Annotated in this window: 29 protein-coding genes; 14 read left to right on the top strand and 15 right to left on the bottom strand. The window is 58.4% G+C overall.

Annotated elements, in window-relative coordinates; genetic code table 11:
• Positions 1–3: 3 nt before the first annotated feature.
• From rpmI to pyk, 3 genes are all read right to left on the bottom strand, one after another.
• Positions 4–204 (bottom strand): 50S ribosomal protein L35, encoded by a 201-nt coding sequence (gene rpmI / locus SIB38_RS01445; RefSeq protein ID WP_058241085.1) that lies wholly within the window; start codon positions 202–204, stop codon positions 4–6.
• A 134-nt stretch (positions 205–338) separates the two neighbouring features.
• Positions 339–563, bottom strand: a complete 225-nt coding sequence (locus tag SIB38_RS01440; RefSeq protein WP_412551197.1) for a hypothetical protein — start codon at positions 561–563, stop codon at positions 339–341.
• A gap of 43 nt (positions 564–606) precedes the next feature.
• Positions 607–2,052, bottom strand: coding sequence for a pyruvate kinase (pyk, locus tag SIB38_RS01435; protein ID WP_412551196.1), 1,446 nt, complete (start codon positions 2,050–2,052; stop codon positions 607–609).
• Positions 2,053–2,220: 168 nt separating this feature from the next.
• On the opposite strand from pyk, the gene SIB38_RS01430 reads away from it, so the two are divergent.
• The 4 genes from SIB38_RS01430 to SIB38_RS01415 all read left to right on the top strand — a co-directional run bounded on the left by SIB38_RS01430 (position 2,221) and on the right by SIB38_RS01415 (position 4,849).
• A complete protein-coding gene (locus SIB38_RS01430) occupies positions 2,221–2,964 on the top strand; it encodes an N-formylglutamate amidohydrolase (protein WP_412551195.1) in 744 nt (247 codons plus the stop codon).
• Positions 2,965–3,066: 102 nt separating this feature from the next.
• Positions 3,067–3,306, top strand: coding sequence for a DUF6868 family protein (locus SIB38_RS01425; RefSeq protein ID WP_294117052.1), 240 nt, complete (start codon positions 3,067–3,069; stop codon positions 3,304–3,306).
• Between the two features lie 66 nt (positions 3,307–3,372).
• Entirely contained in the window at positions 3,373–3,690 is a 318-nt protein-coding gene (locus SIB38_RS01420) for a DUF1244 domain-containing protein (RefSeq protein WP_412551194.1), read from the top strand.
• Between the two features lie 154 nt (positions 3,691–3,844).
• Positions 3,845–4,849 (top strand): calcium-binding protein, encoded by a 1,005-nt coding sequence (locus tag SIB38_RS01415; protein ID WP_412551193.1) that lies wholly within the window; start codon positions 3,845–3,847, stop codon positions 4,847–4,849.
• A 14-nt stretch (positions 4,850–4,863) separates the two neighbouring features.
• Here SIB38_RS01415 and SIB38_RS01410 read toward each other — a convergent pair whose 3' ends face one another.
• Positions 4,864–5,631, bottom strand: a complete 768-nt coding sequence (locus tag SIB38_RS01410) for a FadR/GntR family transcriptional regulator (RefSeq protein ID WP_294117047.1) — start codon at positions 5,629–5,631, stop codon at positions 4,864–4,866.
• A 78-nt stretch (positions 5,632–5,709) separates the two neighbouring features.
• Positions 5,710–6,168, bottom strand: coding sequence for a GNAT family N-acetyltransferase (locus SIB38_RS01405; RefSeq protein ID WP_294117046.1), 459 nt, complete (start codon positions 6,166–6,168; stop codon positions 5,710–5,712).
• Positions 6,169–6,494: 326 nt separating this feature from the next.
• On the opposite strand from SIB38_RS01405, the gene smc reads away from it, so the two are divergent.
• Together smc and SIB38_RS01395 are read left to right on the top strand one after the other, a co-directional pair.
• A complete protein-coding gene (gene smc, locus SIB38_RS01400) occupies positions 6,495–9,950 on the top strand; it encodes a chromosome segregation protein SMC (RefSeq protein ID WP_412551192.1) in 3,456 nt (1,151 codons plus the stop codon).
• Between the two features lie 132 nt (positions 9,951–10,082).
• Positions 10,083–10,451 carry a hypothetical protein gene (locus tag SIB38_RS01395; RefSeq protein ID WP_294117043.1) on the top strand — a complete coding sequence of 123 codons (369 nt, stop codon included), beginning with the start codon at positions 10,083–10,085 and terminating at the stop codon, positions 10,449–10,451.
• On the opposite strand, the gene SIB38_RS01390 is transcribed toward SIB38_RS01395, so the two are convergent.
• The 5 genes from SIB38_RS01390 to SIB38_RS01370 form a co-directional block, all read right to left on the bottom strand.
• On the bottom strand, positions 10,442–10,837 hold the full coding sequence (locus tag SIB38_RS01390) for a hypothetical protein (RefSeq protein ID WP_294117041.1): 396 nt from the start codon (positions 10,835–10,837) through the stop codon (positions 10,442–10,444). The two genes, SIB38_RS01395 and SIB38_RS01390, sit on opposite strands and share 10 nt — an antisense overlap.
• Positions 10,834–12,006, bottom strand: coding sequence for a lytic murein transglycosylase (locus SIB38_RS01385; protein WP_412551191.1), 1,173 nt, complete (start codon positions 12,004–12,006; stop codon positions 10,834–10,836). The genes SIB38_RS01390 and SIB38_RS01385 overlap by 4 nt, the downstream gene beginning before the upstream one ends.
• A gap of 66 nt (positions 12,007–12,072) precedes the next feature.
• Positions 12,073–12,981 (bottom strand): adenosylcobinamide-phosphate synthase CbiB, encoded by a 909-nt coding sequence (gene cbiB, locus SIB38_RS01380; RefSeq protein WP_294117038.1) that lies wholly within the window; start codon positions 12,979–12,981, stop codon positions 12,073–12,075.
• A complete protein-coding gene (locus SIB38_RS01375) occupies positions 12,978–13,940 on the bottom strand; it encodes a threonine-phosphate decarboxylase (RefSeq protein WP_412551190.1) in 963 nt (320 codons plus the stop codon). The genes cbiB and SIB38_RS01375 overlap by 4 nt, the downstream gene beginning before the upstream one ends.
• An 89-nt stretch (positions 13,941–14,029) precedes the next feature.
• Positions 14,030–15,004: a glutathione S-transferase family protein gene (locus SIB38_RS01370; RefSeq protein ID WP_294117033.1), complete on the bottom strand. Its 975-nt coding sequence runs from the start codon at positions 15,002–15,004 to the stop codon at positions 14,030–14,032.
• 212 nt (positions 15,005–15,216) lie between these two features.
• Between SIB38_RS01370 and SIB38_RS01365 the strand changes: the two genes are divergently transcribed.
• A complete protein-coding gene (locus SIB38_RS01365; protein ID WP_294117031.1) occupies positions 15,217–15,570 on the top strand; it encodes a hypothetical protein in 354 nt (117 codons plus the stop codon).
• Positions 15,571–15,621: 51 nt separating this feature from the next.
• Here the strand turns inward: SIB38_RS01365 and SIB38_RS01360 are convergent, their stop codons facing one another.
• Complete coding sequence (locus tag SIB38_RS01360; protein WP_294117029.1) at positions 15,622–16,794, bottom strand: MalY/PatB family protein; 1,173 nt, start codon at positions 16,792–16,794, stop codon at positions 15,622–15,624.
• Between the two features lie 112 nt (positions 16,795–16,906).
• Between SIB38_RS01360 and def (SIB38_RS01355) the strand changes: the two genes are divergently transcribed.
• The 6 genes from def (SIB38_RS01355) (at position 16,907) to SIB38_RS01330 (ending at position 20,567) form a co-directional block, all read left to right on the top strand.
• Positions 16,907–17,419, top strand: coding sequence for a peptide deformylase (gene def, locus SIB38_RS01355; protein WP_412551189.1), 513 nt, complete (start codon positions 16,907–16,909; stop codon positions 17,417–17,419).
• Entirely contained in the window at positions 17,416–17,907 is a 492-nt protein-coding gene (gene def / locus SIB38_RS01350) for a peptide deformylase (protein ID WP_412551188.1), read from the top strand. The genes def (SIB38_RS01355) and def (SIB38_RS01350) overlap by 4 nt, the downstream gene beginning before the upstream one ends.
• Positions 17,904–18,398, top strand: a complete 495-nt coding sequence (gene def / locus SIB38_RS01345) for a peptide deformylase (protein ID WP_412551187.1) — start codon at positions 17,904–17,906, stop codon at positions 18,396–18,398. The genes def (SIB38_RS01350) and def (SIB38_RS01345) overlap by 4 nt, the downstream gene beginning before the upstream one ends.
• 23 nt (positions 18,399–18,421) lie before the next feature.
• On the top strand, positions 18,422–19,327 hold the full coding sequence (gene fmt, locus SIB38_RS01340) for a methionyl-tRNA formyltransferase (protein WP_412551186.1): 906 nt from the start codon (positions 18,422–18,424) through the stop codon (positions 19,325–19,327).
• Between the two features lie 12 nt (positions 19,328–19,339).
• Positions 19,340–19,576 (top strand): hypothetical protein, encoded by a 237-nt coding sequence (locus tag SIB38_RS01335; protein WP_294117020.1) that lies wholly within the window; start codon positions 19,340–19,342, stop codon positions 19,574–19,576.
• 223 nt (positions 19,577–19,799) lie between these two features.
• Entirely contained in the window at positions 19,800–20,567 is a 768-nt protein-coding gene (locus SIB38_RS01330) for a methyltransferase domain-containing protein (protein ID WP_412551185.1), read from the top strand.
• 12 nt (positions 20,568–20,579) lie between these two features.
• Here SIB38_RS01330 and rnhA read toward each other — a convergent pair whose 3' ends face one another.
• Genes rnhA through SIB38_RS01310 form a run of 4 tightly spaced genes read right to left on the bottom strand, consistent with a single transcriptional unit; the run spans position 20,580 to position 22,735 of the window.
• Positions 20,580–21,038, bottom strand: a complete 459-nt coding sequence (rnhA, locus tag SIB38_RS01325) for a ribonuclease HI (RefSeq protein ID WP_294117018.1) — start codon at positions 21,036–21,038, stop codon at positions 20,580–20,582.
• Positions 21,031–21,636, bottom strand: a complete 606-nt coding sequence (locus SIB38_RS01320) for a class I SAM-dependent methyltransferase (RefSeq protein ID WP_294117016.1) — start codon at positions 21,634–21,636, stop codon at positions 21,031–21,033. The genes rnhA and SIB38_RS01320 overlap by 8 nt, the downstream gene beginning before the upstream one ends.
• On the bottom strand, positions 21,633–22,247 hold the full coding sequence (locus SIB38_RS01315; protein ID WP_294117011.1) for a LysE family translocator: 615 nt from the start codon (positions 22,245–22,247) through the stop codon (positions 21,633–21,635). Before SIB38_RS01315 ends, SIB38_RS01320 begins: the two co-directional genes overlap by 4 nt.
• A gap of 23 nt (positions 22,248–22,270) precedes the next feature.
• The gene (locus SIB38_RS01310; RefSeq protein ID WP_294117010.1) at positions 22,271–22,735 is read right to left on the bottom strand and encodes a DUF3429 domain-containing protein; all 465 of its coding nucleotides are present in this window, start codon (positions 22,733–22,735) and stop codon (positions 22,271–22,273) included.
• 295 nt (positions 22,736–23,030) lie between these two features.
• Here SIB38_RS01310 and SIB38_RS01305 point away from each other — a divergent pair, with 295 nt between their 5' ends.
• On the top strand, positions 23,031–23,495 hold the full coding sequence (locus tag SIB38_RS01305; RefSeq protein ID WP_294117009.1) for a c-type cytochrome: 465 nt from the start codon (positions 23,031–23,033) through the stop codon (positions 23,493–23,495).
• The last annotated feature ends 39 nt before the right edge of the window (positions 23,496–23,534 follow it).

Below are 23,534 nucleotides of genomic sequence, written 5' to 3'. Positions count from 1 at the left end.
CTCTTAGCGGTCGTAGGGCATGAAGCCCTTGACGATCTTCGCGTCCGGTGCGGACAGCGTGGTGGTGCCGCGTGCGTCACGCAGGAATTTGTTGGTGCGTTTGATCATGCCGTGGCGCTTACCGGCTTGGCCGGCTTTCACTTTGCCAGAGGCAGTGACCTTGAAGCGCTTTTTGGCGCTCGACTTGGTCTTCATCTTAGGCATTTCCGTCTCCTTTGTATTCGGTCGGTGACAAACGCGACTCGGCATGCCATCCAGCCGGTCGCGCGAATAGAGGCGCCGTATAGAGCGCATAGATCAGGCACGCAAGGCCTAATCGACTCATTTTTGTGGGGTTTCTAGTGGATGATGTCCGCAATTACTCGGATCACCACATTTGGCAAATCCGCCACGCTGTAGCGTGCCGGATTTTGGATGATGGCGATGGCAATCACCGCCGCCGACAGGATAAACGCCCCCATGGCATTGCGTGGAAAGCGGTTGTCAGCATAGGCGGCGAGCATGGCGGGTATGGAGAACAACCCCACAATCAATCCAACTGTGATCAGATAGTCTGTTGCCATGCCTGCCCTTGGCCCTTCTTGAGGGATGCCCTTTCGGCCGACGCTACTCCGACTCGAGGTTGAAAATCAAACGCTCGTCACAGGGAGAGACTCGCAGAATGTTGGTGGTGCCGGGCACGTTGAACGGCAGACCGGCAGTCACAACAATCTGATCCTGCTCCTCGGCGTAGCCAAGATCGCGCGCCGCGCGTGCCGAGGCCACAACCGCCATTTTAAAGCGGCTGACATTGGATGAGATCACACAATTGGTGCCCCAGCTCAGCGCCAGGCGGCGCGCAGTGCCACGTAGGCTGGTCATTGCGATGATTGGCACACGAGGGCGTTCGCGGGCGATCAGCAGTGCTGTTGTGCCGGATTGGCTAAAGCAGCAGATAGCTGCAACCTGTGTGGTTTCGGCAATCTCGCGCGCGGCTACAACGATCGCGTCTGCCACACCGGAGCGCGGAGCGCTACGGCTGGCTTCAATGATCTCGCGATAGGTCGGGTCGCTTTCCACTTCGATGGCCACATTGTTCATCGTGGTCACGGCTTCAATCGGGAAGCTGCCTGCCGCTGATTCCGCCGACAGCATGATGGCGTCAGAGCCTTCATAGATTGCCGTCGCCACGTCGCTCACTTCGGCGCGGGTGGGCATTGGGCTTTCAATCATGCTTTCCAGCATCTGGGTCGCCACAATCACCGGCTTGGCGACATTGCGACACTTGCGCACCAGGCGCTTCTGGATTGGGGGCACGGCACTGACCGGCAGCTCCACACCCAGATCGCCACGGGCCACCATAATACCATCGGACGCGGCAAGGATTTCGTCAAAGGCTTCTACGGCTGCAGGTTTTTCGATCTTGGACAGAATCGCTGCGCGGCCTTGTGATAGTTCGCGGGCTTCTTGGACGTCTTCGGCACGCTGCACAAAGGAGAGCGCCAGCCAGTCCACACCCAGACCACAGACAAACTCCAGATCGTCGCGGTCTTTTTCGGACAGGGCCGCCAGCGGCAAAACAACGTCTGGCACGTTTACGCCCTTGCGGTTGGAGATGGTGCCGCCGGTGGTCACCACACAGTTGGCGAAGTCGTCGCCACAGCTTTCAACTTTCAGGCGGATCTTGCCATCGTTGACCAGCAGGTTGGCGCCGTCTTTCAGTGCGGCAAAAATCTCAGGGTGCGGCAGACATACGCGGTTTACGTCGCCTTCTGCAGGATCAAGGTCGAGGCGGAACTTCGCGCCGTCCACCAGCTCTTCTTCGCCGTTGGCAAACACACCCACCCGCAGTTTTGGTCCCTGAAGGTCGGCCAGAATTGCGATCGGGCTCTGCAGATCTTTCTCGACCTGACGGATGATGCGGTGTTTTTCGCGGATCTCGTCATGGCTGCCGTGGCTCATGTTCAGACGGAACACATCTGCCCCGGCTTCATGCAGGCTGCGGATCATGTCGTAGGTTTCGGAAGCTGGGCCCAATGTGGCCACGATTTTCACGTTTCTCAGTCGTCTCATGATCCGTCTTTCTTTGCCTTTGCTCGTCTGGCTATTCAGGAAATGACCTGAAGGCACCTTGCGTGTCACCTGCTACATGTTAACGCTAACAAATACAAGGTGAACCTGTACCCAATTCACTTTGCGCCACAACTGACCTAAGTCTGAGCAGAAAGCAATGACACGCACATGACATATACACCGTTTTCCATATATGGCGCAGAGCGCCGCTCGCGTTGGCTGATCACCGTGGACCATGCCGCCAATTTTGTGCCAGAGGACATCAACGGCGGGGACCTGGGTCTTGATCCCACCGACATGTCCCGACACATCGCTTATGATGTGGGCGCACGCGGCACGTCTTTGAGCCTCGGCGAGCTGTTGGATGCGCCAGTGATTTGCGCCAACTGGTCCCGCCTATGTATCGACCCAAACCGCGGGGCAGATGACCCGACGCTGGTCATGCGGCTTTATGACGGCACGATCATTCCCGGAAATCGCGACGTAGATGATGCGGAAATCGAGCGCCGCAGAGCCACGCATTATCAGCCTTACCATAACGCACTCGAAAGTCTGGCCGCAGAGCGCGAAGATGTGGTGATCATCGCCATGCACAGCTTCTCTCCCAAGCTCAACGGCCGCGCACCGCGCCCTTGGGAAATTGGTGTGTTGCATGCTCCGAAAGAAGATAGGTTTGGCAAGGCGCTGATAGCCGAGCTGGAGCAGGAGAGTGATCTGACAGTGGGTGACAACGAGCCCTACAACGGCTGGCTGCCCGGCGACAGCATCGATCAACACGCGCTCCAGCCAGGTCGTTTGAATGCTTTGATCGAGCTGCGTCACGACGAAATCGACACACCAGAGGGCCAGAACGCCTGGGCAGAACGGCTCGCGCCCATTCTGCAAAGCACGTTGGCAAATTCTGGCTTATAAATCATTTGCTTTGGCTCGAAATCCCATACACGAGCTCTGGCGAAAGGGGGCGGCGGTCCCCATATATGGAGTGGGAAAAACAACAGCTGAAAGGAGGCTGACATGACCCAAGCAACCCTAACTGCCTTCTTTGGATGGATGGCCGTCATTCACATCGGTGTCCTGCTTTTTGCCACCGTCATGATCTATGGCCTGCGCGGCTGGGTCGCGGACGTGCATGCGCGGATCACTGGGGTTGAGAAAGACACGCTTGCGCCGCTCTATTTCCAGTGGCTCGGCACCTACAAGCTGTTGATTTTTGTCTTCGCTCTGGTGCCTTGGCTCGCTCTCACGATCATGTGACGCGCTTGCCCAACGCCCCTCCGGTTGCTACCCATTGCGCAACGCAATTGCCTCCGGAGGACAGCCATGGATAAGCAAACTCAGATCGAACTCGAAGCGGCCGCTTTCCGCACTCTGCGTGAGCACCTGATGGAGAAACGCACCGACGTTCAGAACATCGATATGATGAACCTCGCGGGATTTTGCCGCAATTGCCTGTCGCGCTGGTATCAGGAAGCCGCCAATGAGCGTGGCATCGACATGGACAAGACCGAAGCCCGCGAAATCTTCTATGGCATGACCATGGACGAGTGGAAGGCCAACTACCAAACCGACGCGAGCCCCGAAAAGCAAAAGGAGTTCGAGAAAGCTTTTGCGGAGAATGTCGGAACAGACAAAGCCTGATCGGAAGATATTACGTGTAGAAAGGTCGCTTCGGCGGCCTTTTTTTGTTGCGCTGGCGCGGACCAGAAAGCAGCACACGCCTGCCTCAATCCGGTCAAACTTGGTTAATAGCCTCTTACCAAAGCCGTTAGAGTTTTGTGTGAGGACAAGAGCAATGTTGGCCCTTTTGGCATTAACCGCGATCTTTGGCGTTGGCATGGTCGCCGATGTTTTGACTGGCTTTGAAGAGCCGGACCTGGACGCCATAAACCAGCCCGATGACGCGGAAACTGAAACCGACGATAGCGACGACAGCCCGGAGCAAGTGCTTGATGTGTCAGAGGCTGTGCTCCTTTCCGATGGCGATGACACCTTTGAAGGCGAGGACGGCAGCGACACCTTCACCGGTGGCGCTGGAGACGACGACTTGCGCGGTAATAATGGCGAAGATTGGCTCCATGGCGGCGCTGGAGATGACACCTTACACGGTGGGGCAAGTGGCGACGGCATCAGCGGCGGAGACGGGGTAGACTCCATTCTCGGGGGCGCAGGCGCCGACACGATCTCGGGCGGTATTGGTGACGACACACTTGCCATGGGCAGTGGAAACGACATCTATGACGCGACACTTGTCGAAGAACTGGGTTTGGACGGCCTAGGCTTTGAGAACGGTGGCGACGATCTCGTGCGTGGCGGTTCCGGCAATGATGTGCTGCGCGACTTTGAGGGCGCCGACACGTTGCTTGGCGGCACCGGCAACGACACGGTGAATGGCACGCACCCAACCCTTGCTGACAGCGCGGCCGACATGCTTGGCGGCGGTTTTGGCGATGATGTGCTGGTGGGCGACAATGGCGATACACTTGAAGGGGGCGATGGAGCGGATGCGTTCACCGTCGCTTTTGAGTTTGACGATAACCGTGAAGAAGTGGTGATTTCTGATCTCGACGCAGCCACCGAGACCGTCACATTTGCCGCCAGCGATTTTGGCAATGACGCGGTCATGGAGTGGGAAGCCAGCTATGATGCTGACACCGAAACCATCACCATCCTGCTGTCCGGGTCCCACACGGTGGATGGCTCGATGGTGACGCTGGATCAGGAACCGGCCGTGATCTTAGAAAACATGACCGCCGAAGACGTGGATCTGCTCAACGTGCAGCTGGATTACGCAGCCTGAAGTTTGAGCCGCGCTTAGCGGCTCAATTCATGCTCATAGCGCTGTTTGGCAATCGCTTCGTTCTGCGTGGACTTTTTGAAGTTGGTCAGCGCGGTTTCCACGTAATCCAGATGTTCAATCACCGCTTTGCGAGAGGCTTCGGCATCGCGCGCCTGCAACGCGGTATTGATCGCCCGGTGCTGCTCCAATAGCTCTCCCCGGGTGGTACGCTGCTTGAACATAATCATTCGGTTGTAAAACACGCCTTCGCGCAGCAATTGATACATCGACCGCATCATATGCAGCATGATCACATTGTGGCTTGCTTCAATGATGGCGAGGTGAAAATCCGCATCCAACTGCGCCTCATCAGACGGATTGCGCTTCGGGTGCGCGGCTTCCATCTTGTCAAACACCGCTTGGATCACTTGCAAATCCGTGTCGCTGGCCAAGGTCGCCGCGCGTTCTGCTGCCAGACCTTCCATGTCGCGCCGGAAGGCAATGTAGTCAAACACCGCCTCATCATGGGCCGAAAACAACTGCACCAAAGCTTCGGAAAAAGCGCTGCCGAGCACATCGGCTACAAAAATCCCAGCGCCGGCTTTGGAGGTCAACAGGCCCTTGTCCTGCAAAGTAGCAATTGCTTCGCGCAGACTTGGCCGGGACACGCCGAGCCGATCACTCAGCTCGCGTTCCGCAGGCAGTCTCTCGCCGGGCCGCAAAATACCGCGCAAAATCAACAGCTCAATCTGGCGTACCACCGAGGTGGAAAGTTTTTCCGGCTGAACTTTTTGAAATGGCATAGAAAATGGCCCCGCGTAACTGGTCACATAATTTGACCACGCAGTGCGCCAACGTGCAAGCCCTAGCGATAAGAGCGATCAGGCCAGTGTTTTGGTCATGAACAGCGACGCCGGGCTCTCTTCGTACTCCCCAAACGGACCACAATCCTTGTAGCCATGCGCCCGGTACAGGCTGTGCGCCTGATGCAACGTGTCGCCGGTTTCCAGCTTCACCTCGGCAAGTCCCTGTGCCCGCGCCTCGACTTCAATCGCCTGCATCAACTCATGCGCAATGCCTTTGCCGCGCGCCTTTGGATCGACAAACATTGATTTGATCTCGGCGTAGTCGCCCTTGTTGGCCAAGGCCACGCAGCCCAGAGATGTGTCGCCCTCCTTGGCCACGAAAAAACTCACGGACGGCACGCACAACTCGTCAATCGACAGGAAGTGATTGTCTTCTGCGCTGAACAGATCCTGCATCAAGGCGTGGCTTGCCTGCAAAAGCGCCGTGGCCTGCGCATCGCGCGGATTGCCTGGAACAACTTTAATATCGCTCATGACGTCTTCCCGTTGATCGTTTGGTCAAAGATGTGTCAGCGCGGCTAGACGCTGTCCAGCCGTCGCGTCCTGAAAGGCCGTTTAAGGCGGCATCGTTTTCCGAATTTGATTAAAAAATAGGCATTACATCTGAGGCAGCGCAGAGCTCTGTTTACATCTCCATGTCACTCAAGATCGATCCGTAAGCAAAGCGACCTCCCCAATCTGGCAATATCTTGTGGATAACTTGGGGGTTAAATCCATATCCTGTGGTTTGCCGTTGACTCACCACAAGAGCCCTTTGCAGACTTCCTTAACCAAAAAGGAATCACAGGACCCGCCGCAATTTGCGCTTTTCCAAACTCAGACTGACAGGCTTCAAAAGCTTCGTGGACCCCACCGACCTGATCATCGCCGATGGTTTGACCGGCGTTGTGGGGCCAAACGGCTGTGGCAAGTCCAACCTGCTGGAAGCATTGCGCTGGGTCATGGGGGAGAACCGCCCCAAGGCGATGCGGGGCGGCGGCATGGAAGATGTGATCTTCGCCGGCGCCTCCACCCGCCCGGCGCGCAACTTTGCCGAAGTGTCTCTGCAAATTGACAACTCTGAACGCCTCGCGCCCGCAGGCTTTAACGATGACGACGCGCTCGAAATTGTACGCCGCATCACGCGGGACGTCGGCAGCGCCTATAAGGTGAACGCCAAAGACGTCCGTGCCCGTGATGTGCAGATGTTGTTTGCCGATGCCTCTACCGGGGCGCATTCCCCCGCGCTTGTGCGCCAGGGCCAGATTGCCGAGCTGATCAACGCCAAACCCAAAGCGCGCCGTCGTATTCTCGAAGAGGCGGCGGGTATCTCCGGTCTGTATCAACGCCGCCACGAAGCCGAATTGAAACTCAAAGGCGCCGAGACCAACCTTGCCCGCGTGGACGATGTGATCGAGCAATTGGCCAGCCAGTTGGCGCAACTGTCGCGCCAAGCCCGTCAAGCGGCCCGCTACCGCGCCATTGGCGATGAACTGCGTCAGGCCGAAGGCATGTTGCTTTACCGCCGTTGGCGCGAAGCCGATGACGCCCGCGCCGCGGCTGACGAGGAACTCAAAACGCGCACCACGCAGGCCGCGCAGGCGGAAGTTCTGGCGCGTGCCGCCGCGAAGACCCGCCAAGAACGCGACGAAGTCCTGCCCGGCAAGCGCGAAGAAGAGGCCATCGCCTCCGCGGTGCTACAACGTCTGCAAGTGCAACGCGACAGCCTCAACGATCAGGAATCCCATGCGCTGCAAATCATCGAGACGCTTAAAAATCGCATCCTGCAACTGGGTCGCGACATGGAGCGCGAGGCTGGTCTAAACCGCGACGCGGAAGACACCATCGAACGGCTTGAGTGGGAACAGCGCGAGCTTGCCAAAGCCGGTGAAGGCCAAGAAGAGAAGCTTGAAGCGGCGTCTGATGAAAGCCGTGAGGCTGCCAGCGTGCTGCAGGAACGTGAAGCGGAGCTGTCGCAGCTGACGGAAGATGTGGCTCGTCTTGCCGCCCGCCACCAATCAGCACAGCGCCTTTTGGATGATAGCCAAAAGACGCAGGACAAAAGCGAAGCTGAGGCCGAGAAAGCCCGCGCAGCGGTGGCGGAGTCCAAAGAAGCTTTGGAGCGCGCCGCCGAAGAGTTGGAGCTGTCGCGCGAATCAGAGGCGGAGGCGATAGAGGCCGCCCAAGATGCCGAAGAACGCCTTGCCGAGGTCGAAGAAGAGCGCGCCGAAACCCAATCGCGTGAGGCGGACGCTCGCGCCGAGCGTTCCGAAGCGGAAGGCGAGTTGAACGCTCTGCGGGCGGAAACCACCGCGCTGGCCAAGCTGGTGGAGCGCGATACGGCTGAAGGCGGGCAAATCCTGGATCGTCTGCAAGTGCAGCAAGGTTTTGAGAAAGCGCTGGGCGCAGCCCTAGCCGATGATCTGCGCGCGCCAGAGGTGGAAGAAGACGGCCCCTCCGGCTGGTACGTGCTGCCGCAATATGGTGACGTGCAACCGCTGCCCGAGGGGGTGACCTCTCTGGTGCAACACGTGTCCGTGCCCGAGGTGCTCGAACGCCGCATGAGCCAGATTGGTTTGGTTGCCAATGAAGACGCGCTGTCTCTGCAACCGCTCCTGAAACCGGGTCAGCGGCTGGTTTCTCTAGAAGGCGACCTCTGGCGCTGGGATGGCTACCGCGCTTGGGCCGAAGACGCGCCAAGCGCGGCCGCCCTGCGCCTGCAACAGCTCAACCGGTTGGAAGAGCTTAAGCAAGCCATGGCGCGTGCCACTGCCCGTGCAGACGGCGCGGTTGATGCGCATGAGGCCTTGCAAACCCGTCTGCGCGAACTTGCCAATGTCGACCAATCTGCCCGCGAAGCCCGCCGCGCCGCCGATCGCGCTGTGGCTGATGCCAACCGCGCGCTGTCCCGCGCCGAGGCGGACCGCAATCTCGCAGAAGGGCGTTTGGAAAGCCTTGGCTTGGCGGTGACCCGCCACGAAGAAGAGGCCATGGCCGCGCGTCAGCAGCTGCAGGAAGCAGAGCGTGCGCTGTCGGACCTTGGTGATCTTGATGCCGCCCGCCAGGAAGTTGAGGATATCAAGATGACCGTCGAAGGCGCGCGCATCATGATGATGTCCCGCCGCTCTGCCCATGACGAATTGCGCCGCGAAGGCGAAGCCCGCCTTAAGCGCACGCAAGAGGTCATGAAAGAAATCAGCGGCTGGCGTCACCGCCTTGAAACCGCTGAAAAACGCATGAATGAGCTGGCCGAGCGCAAAGACGCCTCGGAAGAAGAGCTGATCGAAGCCGGCGCGGCACCCGAAGAAATCGCCGCCAAACGCGAAGAGCTGACCGAAGCCATCGAGGCTGCCGAAGAGCGTCGCAAGGCCGCAGCGGATGTGCTGGCCGAGGCCGAGGCGGCGCTACGCGAAGCAGAGCATAATGAGCGCGACGCGGAACGCTTGGCCAGCGAAGCCCGCGAAGCGCGCGCCCGCTCTGAGGCCCGCGCCGATGCGGCCCGCGAAACCGTGACCTATGCGGCTGAGCGCATCATGGAAGAGCAGGAGGTCAATCCGGCGCAGCTTTTGGAGCGGTTGGATGTGGATCCGGACAAAATGCCGGATTCCGAAACGGTCGAAAACGACGTGAACCGCCTGAAGCGCCAGCGCGACAGCCTTGGCGCAGTAAACCTGCGCGCCGAAGAAGACATCAAAGAAGTACAGGAAGAGCACGACGCGCTGGTCAGCGAAAAGGCGGATCTTGAAGAGGCCATTCGCACCCTGCGCAGCGGTATTGCCAGCCTGAACAAAGAAGGGCGCGAACGCCTCCTGACGGCTTTTGAACAGGTGAACTCGAACTTCTCACTGTTGTTCCGCCACCTCTTTGGCGGGGGGGAAGCCAATCTGGTGCTGGTGGAAAGTGATGATCCACTGGAAGCAGGCTTGGAAATCATGTGTCAGCCGCCTGGCAAGAAACTCAGCACGCTGTCATTGCTTTCCGGTGGCGAACAGACCCTGACCGCCATGGCGCTGATTTTTGCGGTGTTCCTGGCCAACCCGGCGCCAATCTGTGTGCTCGACGAGGTCGACGCGCCGTTGGATGATGCCAACGTGACGCGGTTTTGTGACCTTCTGGACGAGATGTGCCGTCGCACCAACACACGTTTTTTGATCATCACCCACCACGCGGTGACCATGGCGCGCATGGACCGATTGTTTGGGGTGACCATGGTCGAGCAGGGTGTGAGCCAGTTGGTCTCTGTGGACCTCAAAGCGGCGGAAACTTTGGTGGCCTAAGGCAGAGGGGCCAGCCCCTCCGGCCCACGGTGTGGGCCTCCTCCCCGGGATATTTCTGGAAGGAGAAGCAGTCACTGCATTGTGACGCGCAGGTGAGCGTGCCGCCGCCTAGGGTGGGGCAGGAGGTGCGTGATGCGGATAGGGATGATTTTGGGGCTGCTGTTTACGGCGACCAGCAGTGTGGCGCAAGATTGGAAAGGGCAAAGCGGCGATAGGCCGTTTGATGTGGCAGGGCTTTCTGCGCAGTTGTCTGGCCAGACTTTGGTGTTCTATGACGACGGCCGTTCGGTGTTTGAGCGCAATGGGCAGTATCAATACACCTATGGCGAAGGGGGGACTTGGTATGGCCATTGGAAAGTTACCGATGACAGTGTGGTTTGTGTGACCTTTGTCACCGGCGTGGAGCGCTGTGACCGGATTGTGGAGAACGGCGGACGCCTGGTGATGCAGACCGCAGATGGCCTGCGGTTTCCCGTACGCGCGATCGAAGCTCATTCATAAGGCAGATCATCAGGCGACACGTCGATGAAATCTGGCGGTGGCGTCAGGGGGAGTTGCCGCGCCGTTATGCTGGCGTGCCCCGCCACATAGGCCTTCACCACCCGGTGCATGCCATCCATCACGCGGCGGTCTGCGCAGAGTAAGATCGGGTAAGCCAGGTCTGCTGCCTGCACCAGTTTTATATGGTCGCCTATGGCGCGGCAGGTTGCGGGTTGCTTGGTGGCGTCAAACCAATAGCTTTCTTCCAGCTCCTGGATGTCGCTCAGCGCGATGTCAATAACGGGCAGGGTGACAGCCCGCTGCAGCAGCTTGCGTACGTCCCAGATGTGCATACGCCCGCCAACCTCTCGAAAGTGGTACTGCGGGCGCAGGTTTTCCAAACTCACAGCGCGTTCAACAACTGTGGCGTAGGCCAGGCGTCCGCTGGCAGGCCGAGGCGCACTTGCTCTGCCTGAACCGCGCGGCGGGTCAGTTTGCCCAGGATGCCGTCCACCTTGCCAACATCATGCCCGCGTGCTTTTAGCTTTTTCTGCAGTTGTTTCATCTGGTTGCCGGACAGGCCCGTGTCCGGGTTGCCCGCATTGTAGCGCGCCTTGCCTTCCAGACGGTTGGCAAAATAGGCCGCCGTAGTCACGTAGACGAAGCTTTTGTTCCACTCAAAATACACGCTGTAGTTTGGATAGGCCAAAAACGCCGGACCCTTGCGCCCCTGTGGCAGCAGCAGCGAGGCGGGCAAGTTGGCAAGTTTGCCCTCGCGTGGTTTCACACCCATTTTTGCCCATTGATTGGCGGGCAGGGTGGTGTCGAGACCGGACTTAGACCAGTCCAGATTACTAGGCACCACAACCTCCTGCAGCCAGGGCTCGTTCTTGCGCCAGCCGAGATGAGACAGCATTTTGCCGCCGGACATCAGCGCATCCTGCGGAGAGGTTTTGTGGCTAACTTTGCCGTCGCCATCGCCATCCACACCGTTTTCAATGATGTCCGCCGGCAGCATCTGCACCATGCCAATTTCCCCGGCCCAGGCGCCGGTGGTCTTGGTCGGGCTGAAGTTGCCGCGCTTGTAGAGCTCCAGCGCCGCAAATACCTGCGGACGGAAAAGCTCGGGACGGCGGCAATCATGCGCCAAGGTTACCAAAGAGTTCAACGTGTTGAAATCGCCTTGGAACGCGCCGTAGTCGGTTTCAAACGCCCAAAACGCCAAAAGCACGCCGCGCGACACGCCGTATTGACGCTCGATGCGGTCAAAGGTCGACGCATATTGCTTGGCCTTTTTGCGGCCCACATCAATCCGGTTCTGGCTGATCAGCCGCTGGGAAAAATCCAGAAACGGCATCTGGAACACGCCTTGGGAGCGGTCTGCCTTGATGGTTTTCGGGTCCTGTCGCGCGCTGGCAAAGAACTTGTCCACCGTGCCTTTGGAATAGCCTTTGGACAGGGCTTCTTTCTTCAAGCCGTTGACAAAGCTGTTAAAAGATCCGCCGCATTGCGCGGCAGCGGTGGTGGCTGTGCTGACGGTCAGGAACGCCGCGGTCAGCGCTGGCAAAAGACGCATTCAAATACCCTCGTGGACAAAATGATTGCTCCAGACATAGCCAGAGCCTGACGTGCGAGCAAGCGCCTAGAGGATCGCGAGAACCACAACCACCGCCAATCCTGCGGCCCATGTCAGCCACAGCGCCCGACAACAGGCATCCACATCAACGGGCGCGAGTGCCTTGCGTCCCTGCGGGTTCACATAAGGAAAGTCCTGCATCACGCCATCATAGGAGCGTGGCCCAGCCACAGCCACACCCAGCGCCCGCGCCATGGCGGATTCCGGCCAGCCCGCGTTGGGCGAGCGGTGCAGTTTGGCATCGGCCTTGATGGCCTGCCATTGTCCCAATCCGGCATGTGTCGCCGCAATCAGCATGGCGGTGAGCCGGGCAGGCACCCAGTTGAGCACATCATCCAGCCTCGCTGCCGCCCAGCCAAAGTCTTTGTGGCGTTCGGTTTTGTAGCCGATCATACTGTCGGCGGTATTCACAATCTTGTAGATCAGCAACCCCGGCAGGCCTCCAATCAGGAACCAAAACGCGGGCGCGATCACCCCGTCACTCAGGTTCTCGGCACCGCTCTCAATTGCGGAGCGAGCCACAGCGCTTTGATCCATCGCCTTTGTGTCTCGGCTGACAATGCGACCGACCATCATGCGCCCATCCCCCAACGATTGCCGCAAGGCATCCCCAACCGCCTGCACATGCTGCACCAACGAGCGCTGCGCCAACAGCACGGCGGCCAAGAGCATCTGCGGCAGCCAGCCAAATAGGGTGAGGACACCACCCAGCACCCAAGCCGCCAGAACCAGCGCGATCACAACAATCACACCTTTGGCCTTGCGGTTGATCCCATTGTTGTAGTCGCGATCCGAGCGGCCAATAAGCTTGCCCATGAGCACCGCAGGATGTGGCACCCGCTGCCACAGCCAGCGTGGCTCGCCAAATACGGCGTCGAGCAATAGCGCGCCTACCAGAATGCCTGCTGTGCTCATAGCGCGGCCTCCAATTGGGCCCATCGGTCCGGAGCGGGCAATCCAAGGCGCAGGTAGGTCTTGGAGTAAGGGAAAATGCGGGACCACACATGGGACTGCGCGAGTTTGCCTTGCCACACAGCAGCATCGTCTACGTCATACAAACGGAACAAGTCCGTACCGCCCGCAACCTCGGCCCCATTGGACCTCAGCAACGCATCCAATCGTTTCGCATCCTCTGCCAAACGCGCTCGAGTTTCGGTCGCCCATGCCTCGTCTCGCAACGCTTGCGTGCCAAGGCTCAACGCTGGACCGGACACGGCCCAAGGCCCGATAAAATCCGCCAATTTGGCAATCAACGCAGGATCGCCAATGGCAAAGCCAAGCCGCGCCCCGGCCAATCCCCAGAATTTGCCAAAGCTCTTGAGCACAAGGCGTCCGGGGTGGCGCGCCTTTGCGATCAAGCTTGCCTCGGGGCATATGTCACAGAAGCTCTCGTCAATCACCATCAAAGGCGCCGTCAAATCCGCAGCCGACCAAAGTCGCCCGGTCGGGTTGTTGGGATGCACCAGCACCCGTGCATCTGGCGTGTCTGACGTGATATCCCACCCTTGGGCTTCAAAGGCGGCGGCATGTTCATTGTAGGTTGGGGTCGGAATATCCACGCGGCCAGTTGCGGCCAAAGCTGGAATACGGGCAATCAATGCCGAGGCGCCGGGCGCGGCCAAAATCGCCAGTTCCTCGGGCACCTTCCAAAACGCCCGCGCGGCTGAAATCAACGCCACCTGCGCGCCTTTGTCGGGCAAAGCCGTCCAAGCGTCCGCTGGGAAATCGCCAACCGGGTAGGGCACCGGATTGATGCCTGTCGACAGGTCCAGCCAGCTGTCGCGAGTGCCGCCCCATTGGGCGATGGCCGCATCGATCCCACCGCCGTGGTCGCGTGGAGTTTGCGTCACCGAGGATATCTTTGAATTGGTCATGGCGGCACCTGTTTTCGCTTAAGGCGCGCGTACCGCACTTGATGTTCTCTGCGCAAGCCTTCTTGCCTGCGCAGGGGGGATTTGCTCAATCAGCCGCGCCCGTGTGGCGCGTCATAGTCAATCACCGGATTGATCGGCACAATCTGATGAGGATTGATGCTGGTGTGGCTGCGCAGATAGTGGTCCACGATGTGTTTGAAGTTCACCGTCTCCGCCACGCCGGGCACCTGATAGAGCTCACGTGAGTAGGCCCAGAGGTTAGGGTAATCCACAATCCGCTTCCGGTTACATTTGAAATGCAGGTGATAGACCGGATCAAAGCGGATCAACGTGGTGAACAACCGCCAGTCCGCCTCGGTAATCTGATCCCCCATCAGATAACGGTTCTGCGACAGCCGGTCTTCCAGCCACTCCAAAGTGTCAAACAACGGATAGATAGCGGCGTCATAAGCCTCCTGCGTGGTGGCAAACCCACTTTTGTAGACCCCATTGTTGAGCGTGTCGTAGATTCGCTCATTGACCTCTTCGATGTCCGCGCGTTGGCCTTCAGGCCAAAAGTCCAACTTGTTGCCGGTGAGCTCGTCAAAGGCGTTGTTGAACATGCGGATGATCTCGGAGCTTTCGTTGCTCACGATGGTTTTCTGCTGCTTATCCCATAGGATCGGCACGGTCACACGGCCGGAATAGGTCGGGTCCGCCTTGGTGTAGACGTTGTGGGCAAACGCTAGACCATAGAGCGTGTCGCCGGTTGCACCATGATCGTCCGTCTCAAAGGTCCAGCCCTCGCTGAACATATCGGGATGTACTGCGGACACGGTGATGTGCTCTTCCAGACCTTTCAGTTTGCGAAAGATCAGCGTGCGATGCGCCCAGGGGCAGGCGTAGGACACATAGAGGTGATACCGTCCGCTCTCTGCTTTAAATCCACCTTTGCCACTTGGCCCGGCACTGCCATCAGCGGTGATCCAATTGCGGAACTGTGCCGCCGAGCGCACAAACTTGCCCCCATGTGATTTGGTGTCATACCACTGGTCGGTCCATGTGCCGTCTACAAGCAAACCCATCGCGCATTCCTTTGTGTCTAAGTTGACTTCAACCTAAGTCAGCGTGTCTTCTCAAAAAACCAACACACACGCGCGAGTGTTGCGCGTATTTGCACATCCCGCTCGCCGATGACGAACTTGGCGGGGCCGCTAAGGAACCAGACTGTTTACGAAATCTTCGCTTGACCGGTGCACCATGGTGAGATGCAGTAAGACGAACGATGGAGAATCCCATGAGCACGTATTTTTCTGCCGAAGTGCAGGCCGGCTTTGATGCCGCGCGTAAAAAAGCGCTGAAACAGCGTCACCGCCTGCGGGTTGAGGCGGATGGTATGAGTGTCCGGGTTGTGCGTTTTCTGGACGATGGTTTTACGCTGGATGCCGAAACTGCGCCACGTCTGCGCGGGTTGGTCAACCTCTATGACGGCTCCAAACATATTTCTCAGTGCCTTGTTGTGGCGACCGACGAGGAAGATGGCGAAATGCACTATGAATTCAAACGCGCCACGGCTGTCGCAGATCAGGCACCGGTGGACTACTACCAGAGCGAACCGACCCCGGCCGGGTTGCTGGGTCGCCCCAACTAAAGCGCGATATTGGCAAAACAAAAGGGCGGGGAATTCCCCGCCCTTGTTGGTTTATTGAAGGTCTGCAAACGCCTCGGCCAATCGGGAGGCGGCTTCTTGCACGCGCGCCCGCGGGGTGGCGATGTTGAACCGCAGGAAGCTGTCGCCGCCTTTGCCGAAAGTGGGGCCGTGGTTCACACACACCCGCGCGCCTTTTTCCACCCGCTTGGTGAACTCTTCCCGCGCCATGCCCGTGCCGGAGAAATCCACCCAGCTCAGATAGGTCGCTTCCAATGACATCGAGGACAGTCCCGGTATGTCTGCAATCGCGTTGTCCAAAATCTTGCGGTTGCCGTCGAGGTATTCGATTAGCCCGTCAACCCAGGCCGCGCCCTCTGGCGAATAAGCGGCTTCGGCCATAAACAAACCAAAGCTGTTGGGGGACAGGCCAAGGGCTGCCTGACGCGCTGCAAATTTTGCGCGCAGCTTTTCATCCGGGATGATCACGTTCCCGGTCAGACCACCGGCGATGTTGAAAGTCTTGGTGGTGGCGGTCATCATCACCAACCGGTCCAGAATGCTTGGATCGACATTCACCATCGGGATATGGGTCTGACCTGGGTACACCAGATCGTGGTGGATCTCGTCGCTCACGAGAATGAGGCCATGGCGCTTACAGAAGTCAGCCACGCCTTGCAGCTCTTCACCGGACCATACGCGGCCACCTGGATTGTGCGGGGAGCAGAGGATGAACATGGTCTCATGTCCCTTCATCTGCGCATCCCAGGCGTCAAAGTCCATTTCATAGCGACCGTCGTTGTTCACGAGCTCGCATTCCACAACTTCGCGGCCCGCCGCCTTAATCACTCGTGCAAATGCGTGATACACCGGCGTGGTCAGCACAACACCATCGCCTACAGAACTAAACGCGTCCACACAAAGACCGGTGCCATTCACCAACCCGTGCGTGGTGAAAATCTCGTCACGCTCCACCGACCAGTTGTGGCGCTCTTTCATCCACCACCGGATCGCGTCGCGATAGGCGACATCATCGCCGTAATAACCAAACACCCCGGTGTCGATCATGCCTTTGACCGCATTGGTCACGCAGGCCGGTGGACGGAAATCCATGTCGGCCACCCACATCGCGATCCCGTCGTCCGCCGGCACACCATAGATTTTCTCCATCATGTCCCATTTCACGGAATGGGAGCCAAAGCGGTCGATGATCTCGTCAAAATTCATGGTGGGTGTCCTTTGCTTAACAACGCAACTGCACGCTACCGATTTGCGGCTCGCGTGCAACCCCGCAAGCTACCCCGTTGCGCAGAAGGCGCGACTGTCCTAGATGGGGGCCATGATCAAACCAATTCTCATTCACCCCGATCCGCGCCTGAAAAAGGTCTGTGCGCCTGTTGCCGATCTCTCCGATGATCTGCGCGCACTGGCCGAAGACATGCTGCAAACCATGTATGACGCGCCGGGCATCGGCCTGGCCGCGCCGCAGGTTGGCGTGTTGGACCGTCTGATCGTGATGGATTGCGTTAAGGATGGTGAGCCGGAACCGGTGGTGATGTTCAATCCCGAAGTGCTGTCGAGCTCAGAGGACCTCAATGTCTACGAGGAAGGCTGCCTGTCGATCCCGGAACAGTTTGCCGAGGTCACCCGCCCGGCTGAAGTGCGTGTGGGCTGGATCGATATGGACGGCAACCCGCAGGAAAAAGACTTCGACGGCCTTTGGGCGACCTGCGTGCAGCACGAGATTGATCACCTCAATGGCAAGCTCTTCATCGACTACCTTGGCCCAATGAAGCGTCAAATGATGACTCGCAAGTCTCAGAAAATGAAGCGCGAGTTGGCGCGCGGATGAGTGTGCTGCCGCTGGTGTTCTATCCGGACGCGCGATTGGCACAGTCTTGTGCCGCCGTTGAGAGCGAAGACCTGTGCGGCCTGATCGCCGATATGTTTGACACCATGTACGCCGCGCCCGGGCGTGGTTTGGCCGGCCCGCAAGTCGGCGTGATGAAGCGGATTTTTGTGATGGATTGCACATGGAAGGAAGGCACCAAAACGCCCATGGCCTTCCTCGATCCAGAAATCATCGCCGCCGGCGCGGAGAACGACACTCTGGACGAAGGGTGTCTGTCCATTCCCGGCTTGATGGTGCCGGTTGTCCGCCCGACAGAGATAACTGTCCGCTGGAAAGATGCGCACGGCACGGCTCAAGAGCAAAGCTTCGACGGGTTCGAGGCCCGCTGCATCCAGCACGAAATGGACCATCTGGATGGACGTGTCACCCTCGACCATCTGTCAGAAGCGGCGCGCGCCGACATTCTAAAAGGATATGAAGCCCCATGACCGTTCGCACCTGCCTGCCGTGGCCTGACAAACGCCTGCGCACTGTCTCCGAGCCGGTGGACGAGATCACCGATGAGGTGCGTCAGGTGTGGGATGATCTGATCGACACCATGTACGCCATGCCTGGCGTCGGCATGGGCGCGAACCAGATCGGTGTGCTCAAACGTCTGATCGTTGTGGATGCCACCGAGGAGGGCAAATCTGCCGTCCGCATGGCCAACCCGGAAATCCTGCACGCGTCTGTGCAGCCGCGCGAACACGAAGAGGCCAGCCCCAATCTGGTTGGTGTTTCCGCCAAAATCTCCCGCCCCCGCGCCGTAACCGTGCGCTACATGGATGAAAATGGCGAGACAGTGGAGAAAGACTTTGTCGGTCTCTGGGCCACCTCCGTACAACACCAGATCGACCACATCAACGGCAAGATGTACTTTGATTACCTCAGCAAAACCAAACGCGCCATGCTGATCAAAAAGGCGCAGAAGCGCCGCTAAGCTCACGAACAGGAGACAACACCATGCGCATTCTTTTCATGGGCACCCCGGAGTTTTCCGTCTCCGTTCTTGACGCGTTGATTGACGCTGGGCACGAAATTGTCGCCGTCTTTTGCCAACCACCTCGCCCCGCAGGCCGCGGCAAGAAAGACCGTCCCACACCGGTCCAGGCGCGCGCCTTGGAACTCGGCCTGACGGTGCATCACCCCAAGTCGCTGCGCACAGATGAGTCCAAAGCGCTGATCGCCAGCATTGACGCTGATGTCGGCGTGGTTGTCGCCTATGGTCTCATCCTGCCGCAGTATGTGCTCGACACGCCCACGCACGGATGCCTCAACATCCACGCCAGCCTCCTGCCGCGTTGGCGCGGCGCCGCGCCAATCCACCGCGCGATTATGGCGGGCGACAAGGAAACCGGCGTTTGCATCATGCAAATGGACGCCGGCCTGGACACCGGCCCTGTGCTGATGGAGCGTGCGCTAGAGATCGGTGCGGAAGAAACCACCGCACAATTGCACGATCGCCTTGCCGCGCTGGGCTCCACGGCGATTGTCGACACGCTGGCAGATATCACCACCCTGACCGCCACACCTCAGCCCGAAGCGGGCGTGACCTACGCGGAAAAAATCGACAAGGCGGAATCCCGAATTGATTGGTCCGCGCCTGCGGCAGAGGTGGATCGCAAAATTCGCGGCCTGTCTCCGTTCCCGGGTGCCTGGACCGAAATCGACGGTCAGCGGGTGAAACTACTGGCCTCACGGCTTGCCGAAGGCGCCGGCCCGGCGGGCACGCTGTTGGACGACATACTGACGGTGGCGTGCGGCGAAGGCGCGGTACAACTCCTGCGCTTGCAACGTGCGGGCAAAGGCGCGCAAGATGCGGATATCTTTCTGCGGGGCTTCCCGCTCACCAAAGGTCAACAGTTGTAAGGCGTCCGCGTCATGTTCTTTTCTTTCTTTGGCACTGTCATCATCGCCGGCATCGTTGGCTACCTGTCAGAGCGCAGCGGTTTTACGCGCAACGGATACATTCCCTCGATCATCATCTGCATCGGCGGCGCCTTCCTGTTCTTTATGATCAGCCGCATGTTCCACATCGGCTTCGGCAGCCCCGGCCTCAATGCCATTGTGTCTTCGGTTGGCGCGTTGATTATCGTTCCGACCCATTTTCGGCGATGAAACGCTTGATGTGTCAAGGCGTTAACCAAAGCTTGCGCAAAAGCCGAAAATTGTAGACGACCTGCGCGCCCTGCGGGTAGTCTCAAAGAAAGTGCCCATCAAACAGAGGCATGTCTGGTGTTGCGGTCCTCCACTTGGATCGGTCGCGCATCGCGGGACTTCTAAAAGACCAATAAGACAGCAGATCCGGCTGTCTCAACCGAGCAACAGGGTAGGGTAAACAATGGCGATTCCTGACACTTTGGCGATGCGGATAATGAATGTTGTCTGCGACAATGATCTGGGCGGGGACTTTTTGATGCTGGGCCGCCAACGCTGGATGGGCAGCCGTCGCAAACGCTCCGCTGCGATGTTTGCCGCCACGTTGGAAGAGCGGTTTCCAGACCTTTCTGAGGAAGATCTCGCCAATCCAAATGACGAGTATTCAGAGACCTTCTTTCACAAGATTGGGTTTGAAAACGTCGACAGCATGGATGTGTCCGATTTTGAGAACGCCACCATCGTGCAGGACCTGGCTGATTGGGTGCCCAAGAAACTGCACAAGAAATTTGACGTGATCTACGACGGTGGCACCTGCGAGCATGTCTTTGACCTGCCCACCGCTTTTCGCAACATCGACCGCATGCTGAAACCAGGCGGCGTGATGATTGGACACAGCCCGTGTAATGGCTGGATCAACCACGGCTTTTACCAAATCACACCGGAGATGGTGTACGGCTTCTGGGAGAAAACCCTCGGCTATGAAGTGCTGGAATGTGTATTGCAGCCCATTCTGCCGGTCTACGCTAATCGCGCGGTGACCACGACCAACCCTAATGAAACCGGCTCGCGCCCGCGCCTGAAAGGCAAACTGCCGGATGGGCCAATCATTCTGTCCTATGCAGTCCGCAAACCGATGAAGTCAATGCGCGATGGCTCACGCAAAGTCTACCAAAGTGACTACCAACAACGTTGGTCTGAAAGTGCTGATCCGGACGTGGCGGCGCAGTAAGCGCCCCCGCCATTACTTTCCGGGCTTAAACGGGGCCATGCCCGCGCGGGCCAACTCGTCCGCGCGTTCGTTTTCCGGATGGCCCGCATGGCCTTTGACCCATTCCCAGGTCACCTGATGCCGCGCCTGCGCCGCATCCAGACGCTGCCACAAATCAGCATTTTTCACTGGCTTCTTGGCCGAAGTCTTCCAGCCGTTTTTCTTCCAGCCAAAGATCCAGCCGGTCACGCCGTTTTTGACATAGGTGCTGTCGGTCACCACCGTGATGGTGCTGGCCCGTTCCAAGGTCTCCAGCGCCATGATGGCGGCCATCAGTTCCATCTTGTTGTTGGTGGTGTTCTCCGCGCCGCCTTTCAGCTCGCGTTCCTTCACCACCGTGTCGCCGTCCTTGGCTTGCAACAACGTGCCCCAGCCTCCTGGACCAGGGTTTCCGGAACATGCGCCATCGGTATATGCAATCAAACTAGCCATGGGCCGTGAGTATGACAAAAGTGTCTTTACTACCAGCCAATCCCACAGCAGATCCGGTTCTTTTTCGCACAACCGTAAAGCCTGCCTCCTCCAAGAGGACTGTCAGTTCTTCGGCTTGATAGTAGCTGTAAAACCGACCCAGATGGTCACGGTCTTCGCCTTCCCCAAGCTTGGTGCCAATGTGGAACGCTCCGCTCGGCTTTAGGGCGCGATGAATACGGTTAAGGTGTTCAGGCATCGCGGCTTTTGGCGCATGCAACAAACTAAAGTTTGCCCAGATCCCATCAAACACGCCGCTTGCGTCTAGGTCCTCAAACACACCAACGGTCACATCCAAATCAAAGCGCTCTTTCGCCAATGCTGCCATCTCCGGTGAGGCATCCATGCCCTCCACACGATAACCGGCCTCTCGGATTTTCGCTGCCCATTGTCCCGGCCCACAGCCCAAATCCAATACCAAGCCATTGTCAGGTAATAACTCAAAGAACGCTGCCAGATCGCTGAATTGATCAACATCGGACTCTGCAACTCGTGCAAACCGCTTCGCGTATTCGCCAGCGGCTGCTGCGTAGACCGCCAATGTGCCTTTGTCGCTCATGCGCGTTCCATCGCGAGCCGTCCGGCCAGCGCCACAAAGATCGTGGCAAAGCTGCGGTTCAACCACGTCATCACCCGCTCACTGCCCAGCAGCAGGTCGCGGGCCTTGGCGGCAAACAGCCCATAAAGCACAAACACCCCAAAGGTCAGCGCCATGAACACGCCGCCCAGCAATGTCATTTCCATGGTCGCGGTTGCGGCATTGCCGCTCAGGAAAGGGGGCAGTAGCGCGAGGAAGAACACCGAGAGTTTTGGGTTCAAAATGTTGATCAACGCCCCGCGTCGCGCGATCACAAAACCTGCCTGCGCTTGACGTTCTGCCGTGACCGCCAAGGCTCCGCCACTGCGCACCGCCTGCCAGGCGAGGAACAGCAGGTACGCCACACCGGCAAATTTCACCACGTTGAACAAAACCGCTGAGGTATGCAGCACCGCTGCCAAGCCCAATGTGGCAGCCAACAGGTGTGGCACGATTCCGAAGGTACAGCCCAAAGCCGCCCAAAGTGCGGCGCGTGGCCCTTGGCCGAGACCCATCGCCAATGTGTAAATAACCCCGGTTCCGGGTGCGATCACCACCACAAAGGCGGTCACAAGAAACTGCAATGACAGCACAGTTAATTCCTCATCTCAGATACTTAAAAGACAACACCAATGGCCAGGCAGGCCACCACCACGGTGGTCAAAACCAGGCGCAGCTGCATCCACCATGGCGGGGTCAGACCCCACCTAAAAAAGGTGTAATCCAAAAACAGCAGACCGACAAAACCAAAGATCAGATTGGTGCCAGCACCAACAGGGCCGCCGCCGGTCATGAAAAATGCCCAAAGTGCGGGAATGGTCGACAGTGCATAGCCAATCGCGGCTTGTGCGCCGTCGGTTTTGGTTGCAAATCCCCAAAGCACGCCGGACATAAAACTCAAGATGACCGAACCATAGAAAAGCTGGACATAGGGCCCGACAAACCGCGGTCCCAGGGCCTTAGTACCCCACAAAGCGAGCTCGGCATTCAGATAGGTCAGCGCGCCCCACAGAAACGGCAGCAACCCGGCAAGCCCGAGCAATAGCGGTGCAGTTGGCACCCTTTGTTTGAACTGTCCCATGTCGTCCTTCCCTCCCCGCAATTGGTCCTCTCGGGGCCCTTCTCAAGTGACCCAAGCCTCAATCCCAGTGTTAGTGTTGTTTTGCCCGGTCTCATTGCTCCAAGCAATGCCCCGAGTACGTCCGGGTAGTCGCCTTGGATTTTAACCTGTAAGGGCGAGGCGATTGCTTCGCGTGCCATATGTGGCGCGCGCAGCCTTGGTGGTGTTTGCGGCGTTACAGTCTCAATTTTGCAGTGCTTGACCTTCCAGTGTGGGACCCCGTTAGAGCCGCGTCAGGACACTTTGAGGGCCGAGAATGACTCGCAAGACATTTGGCGTTTTGACTTTGGCAATGCTCGTGATTAGCGGCGTTGTCTGGCAGTTTTGGGTTGGGGCCTCTGCACCTGGCGTACGCCTGCCGTACGACCGCTCAGAAAGCATCGCACGCGGTGCTGTGATCTATGCCGACAATTGCGCGTCCTGCCATGGTGAAAATCTCGAAGGCGAACCCAACTGGAAGCAGCCTTCTCCCGAAGGTTTCATGCCAGCCCCGCCACATGACGAAAGCGGACATACATGGCATCATCCGGATGACGTGCTATTCCGCCTCACCAAACTTGGCACCGCCGCAGTGGTGGGGCAGGGCTATGAGAGCAATATGCCCGGGTTTTCCGACACCCTGAGCGATCAGGACATTCTTGACGTGCTGGGGTTTATCAAAAGCACGTGGCCACCGGAGATCATCGAGATGCACAACAGCACGAACGCGCCCGCCAACTAAAAAGCCGGAGCATTGGCTCCGGCTTTCACAATTCTCTAT

Source organism: Shimia sp. MIT910701 (assembly GCF_047126315.1).
GTDB lineage: Bacteria > Pseudomonadota > Alphaproteobacteria > Rhodobacterales > Rhodobacteraceae > Shimia.
This window is presented reverse-complemented; position numbering and strand designations above follow the sequence as displayed.